11 protein-coding genes are annotated in these 13,651 nt (G+C 68.7%); 8 read left to right on the top strand and 3 right to left on the bottom strand.

Annotated elements, in window-relative coordinates:
• Positions 1 to 198 precede the first annotated feature (198 nt).
• From H3H55_RS36745 to H3H55_RS36720, 6 genes are all read left to right on the top strand, one after another.
• A complete protein-coding gene (locus H3H55_RS36745) occupies positions 199 to 1,506 on the top strand; it encodes an NtaA/DmoA family FMN-dependent monooxygenase (RefSeq protein WP_193103008.1) in 1,308 nt (435 codons plus the stop codon).
• Between the two features lie 16 nt (positions 1,507 to 1,522).
• The gene (locus H3H55_RS36740; protein ID WP_193103007.1) at positions 1,523 to 3,022 is read left to right on the top strand and encodes a sugar ABC transporter ATP-binding protein; all 1,500 of its coding nucleotides are present in this window, start codon (positions 1,523 to 1,525) and stop codon (positions 3,020 to 3,022) included.
• 13 nt (positions 3,023 to 3,035) lie between these two features.
• Positions 3,036 to 4,094, top strand: coding sequence for an ABC transporter permease (locus H3H55_RS36735; protein ID WP_193103006.1), 1,059 nt, complete (start codon positions 3,036 to 3,038; stop codon positions 4,092 to 4,094).
• 234 nt (positions 4,095 to 4,328) lie between these two features.
• Positions 4,329 to 5,405 carry a substrate-binding domain-containing protein gene (locus H3H55_RS36730; protein ID WP_193103005.1) on the top strand — a complete coding sequence of 359 codons (1,077 nt, stop codon included), beginning with the start codon at positions 4,329 to 4,331 and terminating at the stop codon, positions 5,403 to 5,405.
• Between the two features lie 76 nt (positions 5,406 to 5,481).
• The gene (locus tag H3H55_RS36725; protein ID WP_048249855.1) at positions 5,482 to 6,012 is read left to right on the top strand and encodes an OsmC family protein; all 531 of its coding nucleotides are present in this window, start codon (positions 5,482 to 5,484) and stop codon (positions 6,010 to 6,012) included.
• 150 nt (positions 6,013 to 6,162) lie between these two features.
• Positions 6,163 to 7,590 carry an MFS transporter gene (locus tag H3H55_RS36720; protein ID WP_193103004.1) on the top strand — a complete coding sequence of 476 codons (1,428 nt, stop codon included), beginning with the start codon at positions 6,163 to 6,165 and terminating at the stop codon, positions 7,588 to 7,590.
• Between the two features lie 126 nt (positions 7,591 to 7,716).
• Here the strand turns inward: H3H55_RS36720 and H3H55_RS36715 are convergent, their stop codons facing one another.
• Positions 7,717 to 9,117: an LLM class flavin-dependent oxidoreductase gene (locus H3H55_RS36715; RefSeq protein ID WP_193103003.1), complete on the bottom strand. Its 1,401-nt coding sequence runs from the start codon at positions 9,115 to 9,117 to the stop codon at positions 7,717 to 7,719.
• Positions 9,114 to 10,373, bottom strand: coding sequence for an acyl-CoA dehydrogenase family protein (locus tag H3H55_RS36710; RefSeq protein ID WP_193103002.1), 1,260 nt, complete (start codon positions 10,371 to 10,373; stop codon positions 9,114 to 9,116). Before H3H55_RS36710 ends, H3H55_RS36715 begins: the two co-directional genes overlap by 4 nt.
• A gap of 292 nt (positions 10,374 to 10,665) precedes the next feature.
• Here H3H55_RS36710 and H3H55_RS36705 point away from each other — a divergent pair, with 292 nt between their 5' ends.
• Together H3H55_RS36705 and H3H55_RS36700 are read left to right on the top strand one after the other, a co-directional pair.
• Complete coding sequence (locus H3H55_RS36705; protein ID WP_193103001.1) at positions 10,666 to 11,904, top strand: SfnB family sulfur acquisition oxidoreductase; 1,239 nt, start codon at positions 10,666 to 10,668, stop codon at positions 11,902 to 11,904.
• A gap of 56 nt (positions 11,905 to 11,960) precedes the next feature.
• Entirely contained in the window at positions 11,961 to 12,695 is a 735-nt protein-coding gene (locus H3H55_RS36700) for a GNAT family N-acetyltransferase (protein ID WP_226800711.1), read from the top strand.
• Positions 12,696 to 12,730: 35 nt separating this feature from the next.
• Here the strand turns inward: H3H55_RS36700 and H3H55_RS36695 are convergent, their stop codons facing one another.
• Positions 12,731 to 13,609: a LysR substrate-binding domain-containing protein gene (locus H3H55_RS36695; protein ID WP_193103000.1), complete on the bottom strand. Its 879-nt coding sequence runs from the start codon at positions 13,607 to 13,609 to the stop codon at positions 12,731 to 12,733.
• Positions 13,610 to 13,651 lie beyond the last annotated feature (42 nt).

Here is a 13,651-nt window from a genome sequence, read left to right as displayed (position 1 = left end):
GTTATGGTCGTTGGCATGCGCGCCATGCGGCGCGTGCCTGCGGGCCATGCCGGACGACCCGACGCGAGCGCCGTCGGTTGCGCGATGCCGGCATGTGTCTTCCGGTCGAACCGAATCACGAGAAACGCGGATGAACGACAGAAGCGGACGACGCGCGGCGCGCGCCGCAAGCGACGATGGGTTGGCCGGAGTGGCGTCATGAGCCGCGGACGCAGACGCCTGAAAACGCTCGTCGGCGCGGCGAGCGTGCTGTACGCGCCCGGCGATCCGGACTCGGTCCAGGGCATGCGACGCGCGGCGTCGCTCGCGCGCAAGGCGGAAGCCGAGAAGATCACCGGCCTCTTCACGGCCGATCTGCTGCAGGCCGATCCGGCCGGCCTCGCCGGTGCCACCGGCAGCCAGGAGCCGATCGTCGCACTGGCGGCGCTGAGCCAGGCGACGTCGGCCATCGGGCTCGTCGCGACGGTGTCGACGACGTATCACCACCCGTACAACCTCGCGCGGCTGATCGGCACGCTCGATCACGTGAGCGGCGGGCGCGCCGCATGGAACGCGGTTACGTCGTCGGTCGGCGAGGAAAACTTCGGCAATGCCGCGTTGCCCGACCCGGAACAACGCTACGCGCGTGCGAGCGAATTCGTCGAGGTCGTCAACGCGCTGTTCGACGCGAACGATCCGGCCGCGACGCGGCGCACGCCGGCCGGCGGCATCTCGATCGACCCGCTCAAGCTCGGGGCGATCGACTACCGCGGCGCGTACTTCCAGGTGCAGGGGCCGCTGAACGTGCCGCCGTCGCCGCAACGGCGGCCCGTGCTGTTCCAGGCCGGGCAGTCGGCCAGCGGCGTGGCGCTCGGCGCGCGTTACGCGGAAGTCGTCTACACGTCGCAGCCGACGCTCGACGATGCGCGCGCGTTCGTCGCCGACCTGCACCGGCAGGCCACCGCGTTCGGTCGCGGCGACCGCTTGCCGCTCGTGATGAACTCGTTTCACTCGGTGATCGGCGAATCCGACGCCGACGTCGCGCGGCGGCTGCACGAGAAGCACGAACGCATCGATGACGAACAAGGCCGGCTGAAACTCGCCGACATGCTCGGCGGCGGCGTCGACCTGCGCGGCCTGCCGCTCGACCAGCCGCTGCCGGAAGCGCTGCTGCCGACGATCGACAGCGTGCATCGCCGGCGCGGCCGCGTGGCGATTTTCGTCAGCTACGCGCGGCAGCGGTTGACGCTGCGCGAGCTGATCATCCGCGCGCAGGAGACCGGTCACTGGTTCGCCGCCGGCACGCCGGAGCAACTCGCCGATGCGATCGAAACGCGCTATCGGGCGGGGCTCGTCGACGTGCTGTCGCTGCACGGGCTCGGCCAGCCGGACCAGGAAGATCTGCTGCTGAACGGGTTGCTGCCCGAGTTGCGCCGGCGCGATCTGCTCGATACCGATTATGTCGGCGGGGATTTCCGCGCGAATCTCGAACTGCCCGCGTGGCAGCGCGAGTTCGCGCCGGTGTGAACGGGCGGACGCAATCATGAGCGCAGTACGCGTACATCGAGCGCCGTCGCAGCCCGTCCTGAGCGCCGCCGGCATCGCGAAACGGTTCGACGCAACCGTCGCGCTGGCGTCGCTCGACCTGTCGATCGCCGCCGGTGAAGTCGTCGCGCTGATGGGCGCGAACGGCGCGGGCAAATCGACCTTCGTGAAGATCCTGAGCGGTGTGATCCGGCCCGACGGCGGCACGCTGACGCTGCGCGGCGGACCCTATCGGCCGGCTTCGCCGCACGCGGCGAAGCGGCTCGGCGTCGCCACCGTGCACCAGTCGGTCGCCGACGCCGTCGTGCCGACGCTGTCGATCGCCGACAACCTGTTGCTCGACCGGCTGTGCGATCCGGCCTCGCCGTGGCGCGTGCCGCCGGCCGCGCGGCGCGCCGCGGCGCAACCGCTCGCCGGGCGCGTCGGGCTCGACGCCGACCTGTCGGCGCCGCTTGCGTCGCTGTCGTTGGCCGACCAGCAGCGCGTGACCCTGGCGCGCGCGCTCGCCGGGCAGCCCGGCCTGCTGATTCTCGACGAGCCGACCGCGAGCCTGTCCGCGTCGGAAGCGGAGCGGCTCTTCGCGCTGCTGGACGCGTTGCGCGACGACGGCGTCGCGATCCTGCTGGTGTCGCACCGGCTCGGCGACTTGCGCCGCATCGCCGATCGCGTCGCGATCGTCCGCGACGGCCGGATCGTCGCCGACCTGGCCGCGCCGGTCGATTTCGATGCCGCGGTGGAAACGATGATCGGGCGGCCGTTGCCGAAAGCGCGCGCGGCGGACGCGGGCCGCGCCGCGCCGTCGTCCGAAGCCGGCCTCGGCCTGCGGAACCTCAGGCTCATGCCGACCAGCGTCCCGTTCGACCTCGACGTCCGGCGCGGCGAGATCGTCGCGATCGCGGGCCCGGTCGGCGGCGGCAAGTCGCGCCTGGCCAGCGCGATCTTCGGCGCCGCGCGCCCGGTCGCCGGCGAGATGACGCTCGACGGCCGGCCGTGGCGGCCGCGCTCGCCGGCCGACGCCATTCGCGTCGGCGTGTTCCTGGCCGGCGAGGATCGTTGGCGCTCATCGCTGTTTCCCGACAGCGTGCCGTTCGCGTCGATCGCCGGCACGATCAGCTTTCCGTTCCTGTCGCGCTGGTTTGCGGGCGGCGCGGTGCGGCCGGCCCGCGAACGCGCTGCCGCCGCGGCCGCGATCGCTGCCTTCGGCATCCGCTGCACGGGCCCGGACGATCGGCTCGTGCGCCTGTCCGGCGGCAACCAGCAGAAAGTCGTGCTCGCGCGCTGGCACGCGGAGCGCGCAACGCTGCTGCTGCTCGACGAGCCGTTTCAGGGCATCGATGCCGGCGCGCGCGCCGATATCGTCGATACGCTGCGGCGCCACGCGCACGCGCGCGCGACGCTCGTGTTCGTCAGCGATCTCGAAGAGGCGGCCGAAATCGCGGATCGCATCGTGCGGTTCGATCGCGCCACGCTCGACCGTCCGTTTTCGTCTTTCTCCTGAGTGACCGTGCCCCATGAAACCCGTTTCTTCTGCCCTGCCGCACGATGCGTTGCCTGTCCAACCGGCACGCCGCCCGGCGCCCGCCCGCATTCGCGCGGCACTCGAACGCACGGGCATCCTGCTCGTGCTGGCCGTGCTCGTCGCCGTGTTCGCGCTCAGGGAGCCGGCGTTCCTGAACCTCGACAACCTGTTCAGCATTCTTCAGGCGGTGTCGATCGTCGCGCTGCTCGGCATCGGCGTGACGATCACGCTCGCGGCCGGCGGTTTCGACCTGTCGGTGGGCAGCGTGGCCGCGTCCGCGCAGATGGCCGCCAGCTACGTGCTGGTCGTCTGGCACGGCGGCACGCTTGCGGCGGTGGCCGCCTGCGTCGCGCTCGGTGTGGCTGCCGGGCTGTTGAACGGCTTGCTGATTACGCGACTGCGCGTGCCCGACCAGCTCGCGACGCTCGGCACGTTGTTCCTGCTGGCGGGCCTGCAACTGATCCCGACCGGCGGCCGGTCGCTCGCGACCGGTTCGGTGCTGCCCGACGGCACGGACGCAACGGGCGTGTTCCCCGCCGCATTTCTCGCGCTCGGGCGCTTGCGCGTGTTCGACGTCGTGCCGTTGCCGGTGCTGCTGCTCGCGGCGCTGACGGTACTCGCCTGCGTCGCGATGGAAGCGACGCGCTGGGGCCGCGTGATTTACGCGATCGGTGGCAACGAAACGGCCGCGCGACTCGCCGGCGCGCCAGCCGCGCGCTACCGGGTCGCCGCGTATGTCGTGTCGGGCACGATCGCGTCGCTGGGCGGCGTGCTGATCGCCGCGCGGGTCGGACGCGGCGACGTGAGCGCCGGGCACTCGCTGCTGCTCGACGCGGTGGCCGCCGCGCTGGTGGGTTACGCGGTGTGGGGCGCCAAGCGGCCGAACGTGTTCGGCACGGTCGTGGGTGCGGTATTCGTCGGCGTGCTGCTCAACGGGCTCACGATGCTGAACGCGCCGTACTACATGCAGGACTTCATCAAGGGCGTGTTGCTGGTGCTCGCGCTGGCGTTCACGTTCGGCATCGGCCGTCGTGCCGACGTGCGTGCGTGACGGAGCAGGGCGCACGGCGCGGCGTCCGCAGTCAATCCGGGGTGTCGTTCCGGACCATCGATTCCCGCGGCGGTTATCACGCGTGCGCCCGATCGAGGGTTCCCGCATCGAAGCGCCGCCGCTGCAATCGGTTGGATATCCGAAGGAATATCCATTTCAGAATCGCTCGGTTTGAGCGTGCCGGTCGCGCTGATAGATTGTGCGGATATCGTCCCCCACGGAGACAGGCAGACCATGCGATCGTCGCTTCGCCGCAAGTCACGCATCGACCGGACGGTCGGCGCGCTCACGCTGTTTTTCGCCGCTGCATCGGCCGCGCTCGCACCCGCGGCGCACGCCGGCCCGCTGACCGGCGCGCCCGCGCCGTTCGACAAGGGCGGCGTGAAGATCGCGCTCGTCAACTATCTGTCGACCGGCGACTTCTTCCAGGCCTACGAGGCCGGCGCGCAGAAGCAGGCGAAGGCGCTCGGCGTCGATCTGCGCATCTACGAGGGTCGGCAGGATGCGGCCGAGCAGCGCGAGCAGATCCAGCAGGCGGTCAGCATCGGCGTGTCCGCGATCATCGTCAATCACGGGTTGCCCGAATCGTTGAAGGACGTCGTCCAGCGCGCGCTGGACAAGGGGATCAAGGTCGTCGCATTCGACGTCGATCTCGGCAATCCGAAGGTGCCGCAAATCGAGCAGAGCGATCGCGACCTGGCCAACCTGTTGCTCGGCCAGGCGGTCAAGGACAACGGCGACGCATTCGCGGCCGGTTATGTGTATGTCGCCGGCTTTGCGCCGCTCGACCGGCGCGATGCCGCATGGCGCGACTTCAAGCGCGTGCACCCGAAGGTGCAGGAAAAGGCGCGCTGGGGCACCGTCGACAATCCGATCGCGCAGTCGGTCGCGAATCAGGCGGCGGCGGCTTATCGCGCGCATCCCGACATCCGCGTCGTGTTCGCGCCTTACGACGAGTTCGCGCGCGGCGCGAAGCTCGCCGCGGACGAAGCGAAGCTGTCGTCGAAGATCCGCATCTACAGCGCGGATATCTCGACCTCCGACATCGAAGCCATTCGCGCGCCGAACAGCGCGTGGGTGGCGACGGCCGCGACCAATCCCGCGGTGGTCGGCGCCGTGTCGGTGCGGGCCGCCGCGCTGCTCGTCGCCGGCCAGGACCCGGGCGCGCGCATCGTCGTCAAGCCGACGCTGATCACGCGCGACGATCTCGTGAAAAACGATATCCGGACCGTGGCCGAACTCGGCGCGAAATTCCCGGCGTTCCGCGCGAGCGACGCGGCGAGCGCCGCATGGATTCCGAAGGCGGACTGAGCGCCGCCGACAGCGGGCGGCAGACGCCGCCCTGGACGAAGCACAACCGACCGACTGACGTACCGACGCCCCGGCCATGACGACCCTGAACGACTATCTCGCCCAAAAACGCGCCGCCTGGCGCGCGAAGCAGGAAGCGGCGCGCAACGATCCCGATTTCAAGGCGACGCCGCTGAGGGCGACCGTGCGTGCGCTCGGCCGCAGCGGCGTGCGCGAGATCCGCATTCGCGACTTCCAGGTGATCAGCGACAGTCCGCCCGATTTCGCGGGCTACAACCTCGGGCCTGCGTCGCCGGAGCTGCAGCTCGGCGTGCTGGGCAGCTGCCTCACGCACATCACGCTGATCCAGGCCGCCGAGCGCGGCCTGAAGATCGATGCGATCGAGGTCGAGGTGACCGGCGATCAGCATCCGTTGGCGCAGCAGCCGGGTTTCGAGCATGTGCCGGTGTTTCCGCACAACCTGCGCTATACGCTCGATATCGTGTCGCCCGAGCCACCCGACGCGATTCGCGCGCTGCATCAGGCGGTCGAAGCGGTCTGCCCGATCTTCAACCTGCTGAGGTTGCCGCAGACCATCGACGGCGAATTGCGACACACCCGTGTTTGACGTGCCGGGGCACACGCTCCGCAAGATTTGCCGGAACGCGGCGACAGCGCATGCCGGGGGTTGACCATCCGCGCTGCGCGGTAACGATGGCCGATGCGCGTGCCGCGTTCCCTGGATATCGCCGGGCATTCGGCGCAACGAAGGAATCCGATGAGTTCGATCGATCTGAACGCGGTTACGCCGGTATCGGCGCCCATCCGCTCCGCAAGCGACGTGGCGCGCCTGATCAATACGACGGACAGTTCCGTCAGCCATGCGCGGATGATCGTGTTGCTGGCGCTGGGCGGCGTGTTTCTCGATGCATACGACCTGACGACGTTGTCCTACGGCATCGACGACGTGGCGCGCGAATTCGGCCTGACGCCCGCACTGACGGGGCTGGTCGGTTCCGCGATCATGATCGGCACGATCTTCGGCAGCCTGATCGGCGGATGGCTGACCGACCGGATCGGCCGCTACCAGGTGTTCATGGCCGACATGCTGTTTTTCGTGATCGCGGCGATCGCGGCCGGGCTTGCGCCGAACGTGTGGGTGCTGATCGGCGCGCGCTTCGTGATGGGGCTCGGGGTCGGCATCGATCTGCCCGTCGCGATGGCGTTTCTCGCGGAATTCTCCCGGTTCGACGGCCGCGGCAACAAGGCGTCGCGGCTCGCCGCGTGGTGCCCGATGTGGTACGTGGCGTCGTCGGTCTGCTTCCTGCTGATCTTCGGCCTGTATTTCCTGCTGCCGGCCGAGCATGCGGGATGGCTGTGGCGCGCGTCGCTGATCTTCGGTGCCGTGCCCGCGCTCGTCATCATCCTGTTCCGGAATCGCTTCATGAACGAATCGCCGCTGTGGGCGGCGAATCAGGGCGACCTCGCCAATGCCGCGCGCATCCTTCGCGAGTCGTACGGCATTCACGCACACGAAGCGGAGGATGCGCCGCGTGAACCGGGCCAGCCGCCCGTGCGGATAAGCATGCTGTTCCAGCGTCCGTATCTCGGGCGCACGATCGTCGCCAGCGTGATGAACCTGTGCATCCCGTTCGAATACACGGCGATTGCGTTCTTCCTGCCGTCGATCCTGTCGCAGTTTCTCGGCGCGGGCGTGTTCGAGACGATCGCGGCGTCGCTCGCGCTGAACGTCCTGTTCGCGTTGACCGGCGGCCTGCTGGGCATGCGCCTCGCGTATCGATATCCGTCACGTCATGTGGCGATCGCGGGCTTCGCGCTGCAGTTCGTCGCGCTCGTCGCGCTTGCGCTGGCGGGGCATCCGCACGGCGCGCTCGCGATCGGCGTCGTGCTGCTGATGCTCGGCACCTGGCTGTTCGCCGAGGGTTTCGGACCGGGCGCGCAGATGATGATCTACCCCGCCTTGTCCTATCCGGCGGCGATCCGCGGCACCGGCGTCGGGTTCGGGCGTTCGCTGTGCGGCATCGGCCAGGCGCTTGCGCTGTTCGTGCTGCCGATCCTGCAGGCCCGTCTCGGCACGGACATGTTCTGGGTCGTCGCGATCAGCGCGGCCACGCCGATCGTGTTCCTGTTGATCGTGCGTTACGAGCCGACGGCGCGCGACGTCGACGACAAGGGCGGTGCGTGAACGCTGTCGGGATCGGTCAACCTTCGAAAGATGCATGCCGCATCGTCCGGTCGCACGCCGCCGTTCCCGCAAGGATCGGCGACGCGTCGCACCGGACCGCCGAGGCGGCCGGCCGCCGCATGGCGGTCACATGCAGGCTGTCACCTGCCCGGCATCGCGCTTGACCTGCTCGATATCGCGAAACCGTGCGGCCGGATGTTCGTCCGGCAAGCGCGCCGCGCCGCCGAACAGCTTCTCGCGCAGCGTGCCCGGCGCATACTGCGTCGGATAGACGCCGCGGCGCTGCAGTTCGGGAACGAGGTAGCGCACGATGTCTTCGAACGTTTCGTGGGCCACCGCGTACGCGAGATTAAAACCGTCCACGTCGGTCTCGGCAACCCATTCCTGGAGGATGTCTGCCACGGTCGCCGCCGACCCGACGAACACCGGGCCCAGTCCGCCGATGCCGCCCCATGCCGCCAGCGCCTCGATCGTCCATGCGGTGTCGCCGCCCGACAGGTGCTCGACCGCCGAAACGATCGCGTTCGTTTCGACGCGCCTGACGGGATCGGTCGGCGCATACTCGCCGAAGTCGATGCCGGTCCAGCCGGACATGAACACCAGCGAGCCGTCGTACGACACATAGCGGCGGTACTCGTCGAACTTGGCCTGCGCCTTCTCGTCGGTTTCGTCGACGATCACCGTGACGAGGTTGTAGATCAGCACCTTGCGCGGATCGCGTCCCGCGGCGGCGGCCTGCGCGCGCACGTCGGCGACGTAGCGCGCGAGCTGCTCGCGGGACGGCGCGGCGACGAACACGCATTCCGCGTGCTGCGCGGCGAACGTCTTGCCGGGGCCGGACGCGCCGGCTTGGAACAGCACCGGCGTGCGCTGCGGCGAGGGTTCGCACAGATGGTAGCCGGGGACGTCGAAGAAGCGGCCCTTGTGACCGATCTCGTGCACCTTCCCGGGATGCGTGAACACGCGGCCGTCACGATCGCGCACCACCGCGCCGTCTTCCCAGCTGCCCTCGAACAGCTTGTACAGCACCTCGACGTATTCAGCCGCGACCGCATAACGATCGTCGTGCGTGCGCAAGCCGTGATCGCCGACGTTCTTCGCGCCGCTTTCCAGGTAGGACGTGACGATGTTCCAGGCGAGCCGGCCCTTGGTGTGATGGTCGGCGGTCGACAGCCGGCGCGCGAACGTGTACGGGTGCTCGAACGTCGTCGACGCGGTGATGCCGATGCCGAGATGCTCGGTCGCCATCGCGATCGGCGCGGCGAGCTGCAGCGGATCGTTGACCGGGATCTGCGCGGCCTGGTGCAGTGCGTGGTAGTTGCTGCCCTGGTAGACGTCGTAATAGCCGATCACGTCCGCGATGAAGATCGCGTCGAAGATGCCGCGCTCGAGCACGCGGGCGAGGTCGGTCCAGTAGTCGAGATCCTTGTACTGCCACGAACGGTCGCGCGGGTGCGCCCACAGGCCGGGCGACTGGTGGCCGACGCAGTTCATCTCGAACGCGTTGAAGCGGATGGCCTTGCTCATTGCGCGACTCCCGGTTCCGTGCTCGCGTGTGCGCCGCTGCCGACGCGCCAGACGAACGGCGGCGTGCGGCCGTTGATGATCCAGTCGCCGACGATCCGGGCCTTGTAGACCAGCGGATTGTGCGACGACACCGTGCGCGCGTTGCGCCAGTGGCGATCGAGCGCGGTCGTGCTGCGCGTGGCGGATGCGCCGAGTGCGTCGAACAGGCGCGTCGCGGCGCGCAACACGAGTTCGGACACGACGAGCTGGCTCTGCGCGGATTCGATTTCCGCTGCGACGTTCGCCGTCTGCTCGGCCGCCTCGTCGCCGCCGAAGCGCGCTGCGTAGGCCAGCTGCAGCGGCTGTGCGGCGCGCAGCGCGAGCGCGTCGGCCGCATAGGCCCACGACGCGATCTCGCCGATCACTTGCTGGAGCTGCGCGTCGTCGCCCGCGCGCGACGCGTTGCCGTGGCTGTATACGCGGGTGCGCGTGCGCACGAGTTCGCCCGCGTCGCGCACGATCGCGTGGCCGATGCCGGCCAGCGTCGCGACGTGGAACAGTTGGTAGAACGCGGTCTGGTACTTGAAGCGGCGTGAGAAATCGATCACGTTGTCGGCGTCGATCGCGGCATTCTCGAAGCGCGTCGTGCCGCTACCGGTGGTTGTCTGGCCGAAGCCGTCCCAGTCGTCTTCGCGGATCACGCCGGGTTGCGCGGTCGCGACGGCGACGATCACGTCGCTGCCGTCGTACGCGCGCTGCGCGAACACGTCGATCCAGTCGGCGAACAGGCTGCCGGTGCTGTAGAACTTCCGCCCGTTCAGCACAAGGCGGCCGTTTTGCTCCGACACCTTGGTGACGGTCTGGCCGAGCGGCACGTCGCCGGCCTCCGACCATGCGTTGCCGACGAGCTGGCCGCTTGCGAAGCGGTCGAACCAGGTCGTGCGTTGCGGGCCGGACGGTGCGTTCAGCCAGTCCTCGACGAACGCGAAGTGCCCGCGCAGCGCCTGCGGCAGATTGGAATCGGCGGCGGCGAGCTCGATCAGCAACTGGAACAGCTGCGGCAGCGATGCGCCGGCGCCGCCGTCCCGTACCGGCAACCGTACCGCGCCGAAGCCGGCTGTCTTCAGCCAGCCGATCGCTTCGTACGGCAGTTCGCGGCGGCGTTCGCGTTCGGCGGTGCCTGCGGCGATGCGGTCGAATATCGGCCGGAACCGGCTCGCGAGTGCGTCGTAGTCGGTGCCGGTGGAAAGGTCGGAGTCTGCGTGCGACGAAGTCATGCGGTTTTCCTCGAAGGGCGGGGCCGTTTGCCGGGCAGGCCAGTATAGGAAGCGCGGCGCGGGCGTTCCAATAACCGATTCGCAGATCGTTATCGTCGATCGGCATTACGCGGGGAGGCCGGGGACGCATCGGCGCCCGGGCATCGATTGCGACGCCGAAGCGCGCTGTTGCCAGGCGGGCATCGCGATGTCATTTGTCATCCGAAGGAATATCGTTACGAGAATCGCTCGGTTTGCCGGCCCGCGACGCGCTGCTAGATTGAACGCTTTCGCCATTCGACAGGAGAGTTCGATGTCAGAGACGAGCACCACGATTCAGGCGCGGCCGGCCGATGCGAAACCGCAGGTGGCCCGGGTGATCGCCGACGACGCGCAGGCGATCGACGCCGCGCATGCGCTTGCGCAGCGGCTCGCGGAGGGCGCGGCCGAGCGGGATCGGGAGCGCCGGTTGCCGCGTGACGAGATCGAATGGTTTTCGCAGTCGGGGCTCTGGGCGATCACGGTGCCGAAGGCATACGGCGGCGCGGGCGTCTCGCACGTGACGCTCACCGAGGTGATCAGGATCGTCGCGGCCGCCGATGCGTCGCTCGGGCAGCTGCCGCAGAATCATTTCGGGCTGGTCGACGTGATCGCGCTGACCGGCACCGACGCGCAGAAGCGCCATTTTTTCGCGGAAGTGCTGAGCGGCAAGCGGTTCGGCAACGGCTTCTCGGAGAAGGGCACGAAGCACGTGCTCGATCTGAAGACGCGCGTGCGCCGCGACGGCGGCGACTATGTCGTCGACGGCACGAAGTTCTACTCGACGGGCGCGCTGTTCGCGCATTACGTACCGGTGCTCGGCCTCGACGACGCGCAGCAGGCGTGGCTTGCCTACGTGCCGCAACCGACGCCGGGGCTGACCGTGATCGACGACTGGTCGGGGTTCGGCCAGCGCACGACCGCGAGCGGCACGGTGGTGCTCGACGGCGTGCGCGTGCCCGCATCGCACGTGTTGTCCGCGCAGCGCGTGTCGGACGAGCCGACGCTCAACGGCCCGCTGTCGCAGATCATCCAGGCGGCGATCGATGCCGGCATTGCCGAGGCGGCCATCGACGATACGCTGGCATTCGTGCGTACCCGCACGCGGCCGTGGGTCGACAGCGGCGTCGAGCGGGCGGCCGACGATCCGCTGATCCTTCGCGAGATCGGCCGTCTGCACGTCCGGCTTCACGCGGCGCAAGCGCTGCTCGAACGGGCGGCGCGCACGCTCGACGAGATCGGCGCGCGCGGCACGGTGACCGAGGACGATGTTGCGCGCGCATCCGTCGCGGTCGGCGAAGCGAAGGTGCTGACGACCGAGATCGCACTGCTCGCGGGCGAAAAGCTGTTCGAGCTGGCCGGCACGCAATCGACGCTCGCCGAGCACAACCTCGACCGGCACTGGCGCAACGCGCGCACGCATACGCTGCACGATCCGGTGCGCTGGAAATATCACCTGGTCGGTAACTACTACCTGAACGGCGTGCGTCCGGCGCGCCATGCGTGGAATTGAGCCGCTCGCGATCCGGATGCTGACCGACGGGCGTGTCGTACCGTAGACGGTGGTCCTTGATCGAAGCGAGCGCCCGACCGGCGGCGGGTTCGTCGCCGTCAGAAAATCGTTCGGCTGCTCCGGGTTGGTACCGGTCGATCCCGCTCGCCGGACGGGCCGGCGCTGGCCCGCGGGTCATTCGACATCGCTGGCCGGATCGCCGACAATCCGGCGTGTGCACCGCGCCCGCGCGTGCTAGGCCCGCCCGAGAGAGTCTCCCCATGACCGCAATATCCATCAGGTCCGCCAACCTGGGCGACGCGCAGGCGATCGCCGATTTTCACGTCAAGGTCTGGCGGCATACCTATCGGGATCTCGCACCCGCGCAAGCACATGCCGTCCTCGACGAGGACTATCGCGGCAGGACATGGAAGGAAAAGCTGGCGTCGAACGACGGCAATCAGCTGGTGCTCATTGCGGAGACCGGCGACAGGATCGTCGGAATCGGCGCGGCCGGCGCGCCGTCGGAACCGATCTTCGGTGGCCGCGGCGAGATCAAATTCCTGTATGTCGATCCTGAATTCAAGCGTCGCGGCATCGGCCGCACGCTGCTCGCACAGCTCGCGACGCATTTGGGAAAGTTGCGGTATCAGGGCGCCGCGTTGAGTGTCGTCAAGGGAAACGCGTCAGCAATCGCCTTCTACGAGGCGCTGAATGGCCGGCTTGCAGGCGAGTACATCGATGCGGGGCCGATCTGGCGGTCGCAGAATATCGTCATGGTGTGGGACGACCTGACGAATCTCGTCGGCTGACCCCAACCCCGCCCAACCTCGTCCGACGACGCGCATCACGCGAGGCACGCGCGCAGCCACGACGTGAACGCGGTCACGAGCGGCGTCTCGGTCAGCTCGTGACGCGTGACGAGATAGTACGCATGACGTGACGGCACCGTTGCGCTGAACGGCCGCACGAGCGTGCCGTCGAGCAGGTCGTCTCGCACCGACAGGCTGTCGCCGAGCGCGACGCCTTGCCCGTGCACCGCGGCTTCGACGCCGATGTGCGCGTTGCCGATTTCGAGGATGCGGATGCCCGGCAGCTTGTCGGCGTTCGCTTCCGCCAGCCAGCGCATCCACGAGCCCGCATGCTCGCAGAACAGCGTGCGTCCCGCGAGATCCTGCACCTTGCGGATCGCATCGGGCCCGTTCATCAACGCCGGGCTCACGACCGGGAACAGCGCCGGATGCTCGAGCAGCTCGACGCGCCGGTTGCGCCAGTTGCCCTCCCCGTAGCGGATGCAGACGTCGACGTCCGACGAATAGATCTCGCGATCGTCGTTCGACGGAATCACCTTCAGATGAATGCCCGGATAACGCTCGAGAAAATCGCCGATGTGCCGGGCGAGCCAGCGCGACGTCAACGACAGCGGCGTCGACACGACGAGGTCGCCGACGGCGACCGGCGAATCGAGCCTGACGGTGGCGTTCGCGATCATGTCGAACGCGGCGCCGACCGGCTCCAGCAGCGCCTCGCCTTCGGGCGTGAGCTTCACGCGCGCCTTTGATCGGACGAATAGCGCGACGCCGAGCGTGCTTTCGAGAATGCGGATCTGGTGGCTGACCGCGCTCGCGGTCACGTGCAGTTCGTCGGCCGCCGCCGACACGGTGCCACGCCGGGCGGCGGCCTCGAATGCGCGAAGCGGGTTCAGCGGGGGCAGGCGGTTGCGCATTGGCGGGGGCGTCGGAGGTGACGGTGCTGAGAAAAATTCCAT

The sequence above is a fragment of the Burkholderia sp. Z1 genome (assembly GCF_014893795.1).
GTDB classification, from domain to species: domain Bacteria; phylum Pseudomonadota; class Gammaproteobacteria; order Burkholderiales; family Burkholderiaceae; genus Burkholderia; species Burkholderia theae.
This window is presented reverse-complemented; position numbering and strand designations above follow the sequence as displayed.